Origin of the sequence: Paraburkholderia sp. (assembly GCF_034668105.1) — a bacterium.
In the GTDB taxonomy this organism is placed as follows: Bacteria; Pseudomonadota; Gammaproteobacteria; order Burkholderiales; family Burkholderiaceae; genus Paraburkholderia.
Map to the genome: position 1 here is coordinate 1 of NZ_JAXDPY010000507.1, position 8,522 is coordinate 8,522.

Sequence of the window (8,522 nt, forward strand, 5' to 3'; positions counted from 1 at the left end):
CTCAATCGTCGGTGTACACCACGCGATACGGAATCCCAACCTTCTCCCACTCCGCAGCCTCCTGGATCAGGCTGTAATCGGTCAGCGGATTGTTAGTCACCCACTCGTTCGGCAGACGCACTTCGTAACCGCCATTGGCCTGCGCAACCGCGATGCCGGGCAAGCCGACATCCGCACGGCGGCGGCACAGCAGGGCCGCGAGCCGCAGGCAGAACAGCAGCGGCCACTCCACCTCGCGCGTTTGCGACAGCTTGCCGAGTTTCCCCGCGTGGCCGAGCACCAGCGCGGCAAGCCGCGCCTGGTCGGTACGCGAAAAGCCCGGCATGTCGGCATTGCTCGCGATATAAGCCGAGTGCTTGTGGTACGCACTGTGCGAGATCGACAGTCCGATTTCATGCAAGGCCGCGGCCCAGCCGAGGAACATGCGGTTCTCGACGCGGCGCTCCTCGTCCGGTTCGGCAAACTGGTCGTAAAAGCGCACCGCGAGTTCGCCGATACGTCCGGCCTGCGCGCGATCCACGCCGTAACGCCGCATGAAGCCTTCCGCCGTCACCGTGCGCATGTCCTCGTGCTGCGAACGGCCTAGCAAGTCGTACAGCACGCCGAGGCGCAGCGCGCCGTCGGTCGTATCGACGTAATCGACGCCGAGTTCGTCGAACACCGCGATCATGATCGACAGGCCGCCGGCCAGCACGGGAATGCGATCGCCCTTCAACGCAACCAGCTTCAGCCGATTGACGTTCTCCGCCTTGATCAGCGCGCGCTTGAGGCGCTCCAGCCCACCGCGCGAGATGCCGTGCGTGACACCCGGATCGTTGAAGCCGTTTGCCTCGACCAGTTCGGCAAGCGCGCGTGCCGTACCGGACGAGCCGATCGCCTGCTCCCAACCGGTTTTCTTGTACTCGGCGGAAATGATCTGAATTTCGCGGCCCGCGGCAAGCTCGGCTTGCCGCATCGTGTATTCGTCGACATTACCCGCCGGGAAGAAGGCACGGCTATGGCTCACGCAGCCGATATACAGGCTCTCCATCTTGATCGGCGTGTAGTGCGAACCGATGATGAATTCCGTCGAGCCGCCACCGATATCCACCACGAGGCGTTTGCCCGCGCTAGCGGGCACGGAGTGTGCAGCGCCTGCATAAATCAGGCGCGCTTCTTCACGCCCGGCGATCACCTCGATCGGGAAGCCAAGCGCGGCTTGCGCCTCGCCGAGAAATTCATTGGCGTTCTTGGCGATGCGCAGCGTATTCGTGGCAACCGCGCGAACGTGATCGGGATGAAAGTCGCGCAGCCGCTCGCCGAAGCGCTTGAGCGCATCCCAGCCACGCACCTGCGAGGCGCGATCGAGCATCTTGTCGCGCGACAGACCGGCGGCAAGGCGCACCGGCTCGCGCAATGCGTCGACCTGATAGATCTGGCTGCCCGCGTCGGTTTCCTCGACCCGGCCTACGATCAGCCGGAAGCTGTTCGAGCCGAGATCGACGGCAGCAAGGAGTTGCGGGGTAGTAACCATCGAGTAAGCGGACTCCATGCGCGCGAGCGCGGCGGCGTTGGATGCGGAAGGCGCCGGGTGTCCACCGGATGCCTTGGGCGCCTTGTGGCCGGCCGCGCTGTTCAAAGACGCCATTCTAAGCGTACCGGACCTCACGATGTCGCCTCGCAGCAATGGGGGTGCCCTATGGTCCCATATGCACTGCGTCATAATGACGACACGCAACGAATACGGCGTAGAATTTAGGACTTCGAGAATGTCATAACAACGTCATCATACTGTGAGAATTTCCGAGCGTCTTTCCGTCTCCCCTCCTGACATTCCATTCTCGCTGCCGATGTCCATCCGCTACCCCTTATTGAATCGCGAGCTGGGCATTCTGGGTTTCAACGAGCGCGTGTTGGCACAAGCTGCCGACCCGGCCGTCCCTTTGCTCGAACGCCTGCGCTTCATCTGCATCACCAGCAGCAACCTCGACGAATTCTTCGAAGTCCGCATGGCCGGATTGCAGGAACAGATGCGCGACAACCCCGGTGCGCTATCGCCGGACGGCATGTCGTTGCAGCACGTGTACGACCTCGTGGTCGAGCGTGCGCAGCAGCTCGTGCATCGTCAGTACGCCATGCTGCACGACACGGTGCTCACCGCGCTCGAAGCAGAAGGCATCTATTTTCACGGCACGGAAGCGTGGAACGAAGCGCAGACCGAATGGGCGCGCAACTACTTCTTCGACGAACTCCTGCCGGTGCTCACGCCGATCGGCCTCGACCCGGCTCACCCGTTTCCGCGCGTGCTCAACAAGAGCCTGAACTTCGTCGTCGAACTCGAAGGCAAGGACGCATTCGGCCGCCAGGCGATGATGGGCATCGTGCAGGCGCCGCGCGCGTTGCCGCGGCTCGTGCGCATGCCGCAGGAGCTGTCGGGCTATCCGCATGGCTTCGTGCTGCTGAGCTCGTTGCTGCAGCGCTTTGTCGGCGAGCTGTTTCCGAATCTGGTGGTGCGCACCTGCAACCAGTTCCGCATCACGCGCAATAGCGAACTGTTCGTCGACGAAGACGAAATCACCAACCTGCGGGTCGCGTTACAGGGCGAACTGCCGGCGCGGCATCTGGGGAATGCGGTGCGGCTCGAAGTGTCGGCGGAAACGCCTGCGCATGTCGTGCGGCGCCTGCTCGACGAAAGCGGCCTCTCCACCAAAGATTGCTATTTCGCCAACGGCCCCGTCAATCTCGTGCGGCTGATGCAGTTGCCGGAGATGGTGGACCGACCCGACCTGAAGTTCGTGCCGCATATTCCTGCAATTCCGCAGCAGATCGGCAACAGCGCGAATATGTTCGACGTGATCGACCAGGGCGACGTGCTGCTGCATCACCCGTATGAGAGCTTTCAGCCGGTACTCGAACTGTTGTTGCAGGCGGCGAAAGATCCGAACGTGGTGGCGATCAAGCAGACCATCTATCGCACGGGCACCGATTCGCCGCTGATGGATGCGCTCATGCAAGCCGCGCGCAACGGCAAGGAAGTGACGGTGGTGGTGGAACTGCTCGCGCGCTTCGACGAAGAAACCAACATTAGCTGGGCCTCGCAACTGGAGGCGGTGGGCGCGCACGTCGTGTACGGTGTGGTGGGCCACAAATGCCACGCCAAGATGATGCTGATCGTGCGGCGCGTCTCGTCCGGCGGCAAGACCCGCATGAAGCGTTACGCGCACCTCGGCACCGGCAACTATCATCCGCGCACCGCACGTCTTTACACCGATTTCGGCCTGATGACCGCCGAAGAGAAAATCTGCGAAGACGTGCACCACGTGTTCCAGCAACTGACCGGCATTGGCGGCGAACTGAGGCTGCATGAGCTGTGGCAATCGCCGTTCACGCTGCACCCGAAACTCGTCGAAGCGATTCGCGCTGAAGCGGAACACGCGCGCGCCGGCAAAAAAGCGCGCATCGTCGCGAAAATGAACGCGCTCCTCGAACCGACCGTGATCGCCGAGTTGTACGAAGCGTCACAGGCCGGCGTGAAGATCGATCTGATCGTGCGTGGTGTGTGTTCGTTGCAGCCGGGCGTGCCGGGCTTGTCGGAGAACATCACCGTGCGTTCGATTGTCGGGCGCTTTCTCGAACACCATCGGATCTTCTATTTCTACGACGGTGGTAAGGAACAGGTGTATCTGTCGAGCGCCGACTGGATGGACCGCAATTTCTTCCGCCGCGTCGAAGTGGCGTTTCCCATCAACAACCGGCGTCTGAAGCGGCGTGTGATCGCCGAAGGCCTGTCGGCGTTTCTCGGCGACAACCAGTCAGCGTGGCTGATGCAAAGCGACGGCCACTACCGGCGCCGGCGACCAGGCAAATCGTCGCGCAATGCGCAGATGAGCCTGCTGGGGAAATTCTGTTCGTGAGTTTGTGAGCTCTTGAGTTTGTGAGCTCTTGAGTTTGTGAGTTCGTGAGTGCCTGAGTGCCCGATTGCGTTTGCGCGCCGCCGAATCAGCGGTGCGTATAAAAAAACCCGCCATGGTTTGCGCCATGGCGGGTTTTTTTCAGGCCCATTCTTTCAAACCGGAGCCGGCTGCCGGCGCGCCGTGCGATACACCGGAAAGCGCACGCTGAAGGTGCTGCCGCGCCCCTCCTCGCTCTTCACATCGAGCTGCGCATCGTGCCGTTGCAACACGTGCTTGACAATGGCGAGGCCGAGGCCCGTGCCGCCCGTATCGCGAGAGCGGCTGCGGTCTACGCGGTAGAAGCGCTCGGTCAGACGTGGAATATCCGCCGCCGGAATTCCCAGCCCGCTATCCGTCACCGAGAACACCGCACTGCCGCCGTTCGCGTGCCAGCTCACGCGAATCGCGCCGCCGTCCGGCGTATAGCGGATCGCATTGGTCACGAGGTTACCCAGCGCGCTGAGTATCTCCGTTTCCACGCCGGTGACGGTGAGCCCTTCGTCGGTGTCGAACACGATCTTGTGATGGTCGCTCGAGAGGCTCGCCGCGTCGTCCTTCAAATGGCGCAACACCGCACGCATGTCGATCATCTGATCGCTCGGCGGCTTGTTGTCGCCTTCGAGCTTCGCGAGCACCAGCAGGTCGTTGACGATATGACGCATGCGCGAAGCCTGCTGCTCCATCAATTCGAGGTAGCGCCCGCGCTCGGCTTCGCTCAGCGGCAGTTCCCGCATGGTTTCGAGGAAACCGGAGAGCACGGTGAGCGGTGTTTTCAGTTCATGCGACACGTTGGCCACAAAGTCGCGCCGCATCGCGTCGGTACGCTCCAGTTCGGTAATGTCCTGCGAGAGCACCAGCTTGCGGTTCTCGCCGTACGGAAACACCTGCACCGACAGCACGTTCTGACGCTTTTCGCCCATGCCGCGCATGATCAGCATCTCTTCGTAGCGCTGCGAATTCAAATAACGCACGAAATCCGGCTGGCGCACCAGATGCGTGATGTGCTGGCGCAAATCGCGTTTCGCATCCAGCCCGAAATGGAGTTCGGAGATCGCGTTGCACCACTCGATCTGATCGTGATCGTCGAGCATCGCCACGCCGTTCGGCGACGCCTGGATCGCCTGGATGAAACGCGAATGCTGCTGCTCGACCTGACGCACCTGCGCATGCCAGCGCTTCGCGAGCTTATGCAGGCGGTAGTAGATTTCGCCCCAGATGCCGGAGGCGCTCGGCACTTCGCCGTAGACCGGCGCGTCGAGCAGACGCCACAAGCGCTGCTTGTGGAAGGTACTGAAGATGCTCTGTGCGAGCAGCAAAACGATCGCGAGGACGAGCGCTGCCTTGACGTTCACAAGTGCGCCGACCACCACGCACAGAACAGCCAGCAGCACGACCGACACAATGGAGCGCGCCCAGATGATGTTCATGTTCTAGCAATCGACGAGAAAAGTGCTACAGCAAAGTCAGGCGCTCTTCGCGAGCCGGTAGCCGCTGCCGCGTACCGTTTCGATCATAGCATCGCACCCGGCCGGCTTGAGCGCTGCGCGCAGACGCTTGATATGCACGTCCACCGTGCGCTCCTCGACGAACACGTGATCGCCCCACACCTGATCGAGCAGCTGCGTGCGGCTGTGCACGCGCTCCGGGTGCGTCATGAAGAAGTGCAGCAGACGGAATTCGGTCGGGCCGAGATCGAGCTTGATTTCGCTGCCTTCGGCGTGCGCGGCGACGCGGTGCGTTGCCGGATCGAGCTTCAGACCGTTGATCGCGACCAGGTCTTCGGTCAACTGCGGCGCGCGGCGGCGCAACACCGCCTTGATACGCGCCATCAGTTCTTTCGGCGAGAACGGCTTGGTGACGTAGTCGTCCGCACCGATTTCGAGGCCGAGCACCTTGTCCTGTTCATCGCCACGCGCGGTCAGCATGATGATCGGAATGTGCTTGGTGCGCTCGTTGTTGCGCAAATCGCGGGCGAACGCGATGCCAGACTTGCCCGGCAACATCCAGTCGAGCAGAACGAGGTCGGGCAATACATCGCTGATCAGGTTCTGCGCCTGTTCCGCGTTGTACGCGCGAATCGGGCAGTGACCGGCATGTTGAAGATTGACCGAAATCAGTTCGGAAATGGCGGGCTCATCTTCAATGACGAGAATGCTGCTGGGCATCGGCACCTCTGATCCTTATAACAGATTAACTGAGTGCTTCGCGTTCGAGCGCGTCGCGCGACTTGTGCCGCACGTCGGTGCCCTTCACGATGTAAATGATGAATTCGGCGATGTTCTTCGCGTGATCGCCGATCCGCTCGATCGCCTTGGCGATGAACAGGAAATCGAGACCCACCGAGATCGAACGCGGATCTTCGGTCATATACGAAATCAGCTTGCGCACGAAGGCGCGGAATTCTTCGTCGATCGCTTTATCGTCGCGCACGATCTGCGCGGCGGCCACCGTGTCGAGACGCGCGAATGCGTCCAGCGCGCGGCGCAGAATCGACACCGCCATCTCGCCCGACAATTTGATCTCGGCGATATTGATGGTGCGCGAGGCGCCGTCTTCCATCAGACGCTTGGTGCGCTTGGCGATTTTTTCGGCTTCATCGCCGGCGCGCTCGAGATTCGTAATCGTTTTCGAAATGGCGATCAGAAGGCGCAGGTCACGCGCGGCCGGCTGACGGCGCGCGATGATGTTGCTGCACTCTTCGTCGATGTCGACTTCCATCTTGTTCAGGCGCTCTTCAGCGGCGATCACCTGCTCGCAGATGTCGAGGTTGAACTCGTTGAGCGCCTGCATCGCGTGGACGATCTGCGATTCGACGAGGCCACCCATTTCGAGGACCTTCGACGAAACGAGATTCAGATCGGCGTCGAACTGGCTGGACAGGTGTTTATCGGACATGTCGTACTCCCTTGTTTTGCTCGTCGACGGCTTAGCCGAAGCGGCCTGTGATGTAGTCCTCGGTTTCCTTGCGGACCGGCTTGATAAAGATCTTTTCGGTGTCGCCGAACTCGATCAGCTCGCCAAGGTACATATAGGCAGTGTAGTCCGAACAGCGGGCCGCCTGTTGCATGTTGTGGGTCACGATCACCACCGTGTAATCGCTCTTCAGTTCGGCGATCAGTTCCTCGATACGGCCCGTCGAAATCGGGTCGAGTGCGGAACACGGTTCATCGAGCAGCAGCACTTCAGGACGGATCGCGATACCGCGCGCGATACACAGACGCTGCTGCTGGCCGCCGGACAACCCGTAGCCGCTCTGGCCCAGCTTGTCTTTCACTTCGTTCCACAACGCGGCCTTGGTCAAGGCCCATTCCACGCGGTCGTCCATTTCCGAGCGCGGCAGCGTTTCGAACATCTTCACACCGAACGCGATGTTGTCGTAGATCGACATCGGAAACGGCGTCGGCTTCTGGAACACCATGCCGATCCGCGCGCGCAGCAGCGAAATATCGCGCTTGGAGGTCAGCAGGTTTTCGCCTTCCATCAGGATCTCGCCTTCGGCGCGTTGTTCCGGATAGAGCGCGTACATCTTGTTGAGCGTACGCAGCAGCGTGGACTTGCCGCAACCCGACGGGCCGATGAACGCGGTCACCTTGCCTTCGGGAATCTGCAGATTGATGTTCTTCAGCGCGTGATACTTGCCGTAGAAGAAGTTCAGGTCGTTGATCTCGATCTTCGGGCGCGACGGCGACGACGCCTGGCCGCTCTGGGCGGGATCGAAACCGGCGGGCGCTGTCGGGCGCGCGATCGGATTGAGTTGAGTTTCTGCCATATTCATCGGATTACACTCCGCCCTTACTTATTCGAAAAGATCGTGCGCGCGAGGATGTTCAATCCCAACACCGCGAGCGTGATGAGGAAGACGCCGGCCCACGCGAGCGATTGCCACTGCGCAAACGGGCTCATCGCGAACTTGTAGATCGTCACCGGCAGATTCGCCACCGGCTGGTTCATGTCCGTCGAGAAGAACTGATTCGACAGCGCCGTGAACAGCAGCGGCGCGGTTTCACCGGCAATCCGCGCGACGCCGAGCAGCACGCCGGTGATGATGCCCGCGATCGACGCCTTCAGCGTGATCGACAGTACCATCTTCCACTTCGGCGTGCCGAGCGCGAACGCCGCTTCACGCAGCGCGTTCGGCACCAGCTTCAGCATGTTTTCAGTGGTGCGGATCACGATCGGAATCTGCAGCAGCGCCAACGCGAATATGCCGGCCCAGCCGCTGAAGTGACCCATCTTCGCGACGACGAGAGCGTAGACGAACAGACCGACCACGATCGACGGCGCCGACAACAGGATGTCGTTGATGAAACGCGTGACACTCGCAAGCCAGCCCTTCTGACCATACTCGGCCAGATACACACCGGCCAGAATGCCGATCGGCGTGCCGATGAAAGTAGCGAGCCCGACCATCATCGCACTGCCGACGATCGCGTTGGCGAGACCGCCGCCATCGGTGTTCGGCGGCGGCGTGGATTGCGTGAACAACTCGATCGACAAACCGCCGATACCCAGACGCAGCGTCGTATAGAGAATCCACACGAGCCACAGCAAACCAAACGCCATAGCCGCGAGCGACATCGTCAGCGCGAC

7 protein-coding genes are annotated in these 8,522 nt (G+C 61.2%); 1 reads left to right on the top strand and 6 read right to left on the bottom strand.

Annotated elements, in window-relative coordinates:
* Position 1: 1 nt before the first annotated feature.
* Complete coding sequence (ppx, locus tag QOC89_RS22675; protein ID WP_323047065.1) at positions 2-1,627, bottom strand: exopolyphosphatase; 1,626 nt, start codon at positions 1,625-1,627, stop codon at positions 2-4.
* A 202-nt stretch (positions 1,628-1,829) separates the two neighbouring features.
* Here ppx and ppk1 point away from each other — a divergent pair, with 202 nt between their 5' ends.
* Positions 1,830-3,893, top strand: coding sequence for a polyphosphate kinase 1 (gene ppk1, locus QOC89_RS22680; RefSeq protein ID WP_323047066.1), 2,064 nt, complete (start codon positions 1,830-1,832; stop codon positions 3,891-3,893).
* Between the two features lie 152 nt (positions 3,894-4,045).
* On the opposite strand, the gene phoR is transcribed toward ppk1, so the two are convergent.
* From phoR to pstA, 5 genes are all read right to left on the bottom strand, one after another.
* Complete coding sequence (gene phoR, locus QOC89_RS22685) at positions 4,046-5,359, bottom strand: phosphate regulon sensor histidine kinase PhoR (RefSeq protein WP_323047067.1); 1,314 nt, start codon at positions 5,357-5,359, stop codon at positions 4,046-4,048.
* Between the two features lie 36 nt (positions 5,360-5,395).
* Positions 5,396-6,097: a phosphate regulon transcriptional regulator PhoB gene (gene phoB, locus QOC89_RS22690; RefSeq protein WP_028199153.1), complete on the bottom strand. Its 702-nt coding sequence runs from the start codon at positions 6,095-6,097 to the stop codon at positions 5,396-5,398.
* 25 nt (positions 6,098-6,122) lie between these two features.
* Positions 6,123-6,827 carry a phosphate signaling complex protein PhoU gene (phoU, locus tag QOC89_RS22695; protein WP_179733304.1) on the bottom strand — a complete coding sequence of 235 codons (705 nt, stop codon included), beginning with the start codon at positions 6,825-6,827 and terminating at the stop codon, positions 6,123-6,125.
* 31 nt (positions 6,828-6,858) lie between these two features.
* Positions 6,859-7,707, bottom strand: coding sequence for a phosphate ABC transporter ATP-binding protein PstB (gene pstB, locus QOC89_RS22700; RefSeq protein ID WP_323047068.1), 849 nt, complete (start codon positions 7,705-7,707; stop codon positions 6,859-6,861).
* A 17-nt stretch (positions 7,708-7,724) separates the two neighbouring features.
* A partial coding sequence (gene pstA, locus QOC89_RS22705; RefSeq protein ID WP_323047069.1) for a phosphate ABC transporter permease PstA occupies positions 7,725-8,522 on the bottom strand: 798 nt, incomplete at its 5' end.

What these genes read in the sequence shown, in the direction of transcription:
- phoB (WP_028199153.1), bottom strand. Translation starts at nt 6,097, where the DNA reads ATGCCCAGCAGCATTCTCGTCATTGAAGATGAGCCCGCCATTTCCGAA.
- pstB (WP_323047068.1), bottom strand. Translation starts at nt 7,707, where the DNA reads ATGAATATGGCAGAAACTCAACTCAATCCGATCGCGCGCCCGACAGCG.
- phoU (WP_179733304.1), bottom strand. Translation starts at nt 6,827, where the DNA reads ATGTCCGATAAACACCTGTCCAGCCAGTTCGACGCCGATCTGAATCTC.
- ppk1 (WP_323047066.1), top strand. Translation starts at nt 1,830, where the DNA reads ATGTCCATCCGCTACCCCTTATTGAATCGCGAGCTGGGCATTCTGGGT.
- phoR (WP_323047067.1), bottom strand. Translation starts at nt 5,359, where the DNA reads ATGAACATCATCTGGGCGCGCTCCATTGTGTCGGTCGTGCTGCTGGCT.
- ppx (WP_323047065.1), bottom strand. Translation starts at nt 1,627, where the DNA reads ATGGCGTCTTTGAACAGCGCGGCCGGCCACAAGGCGCCCAAGGCATCC.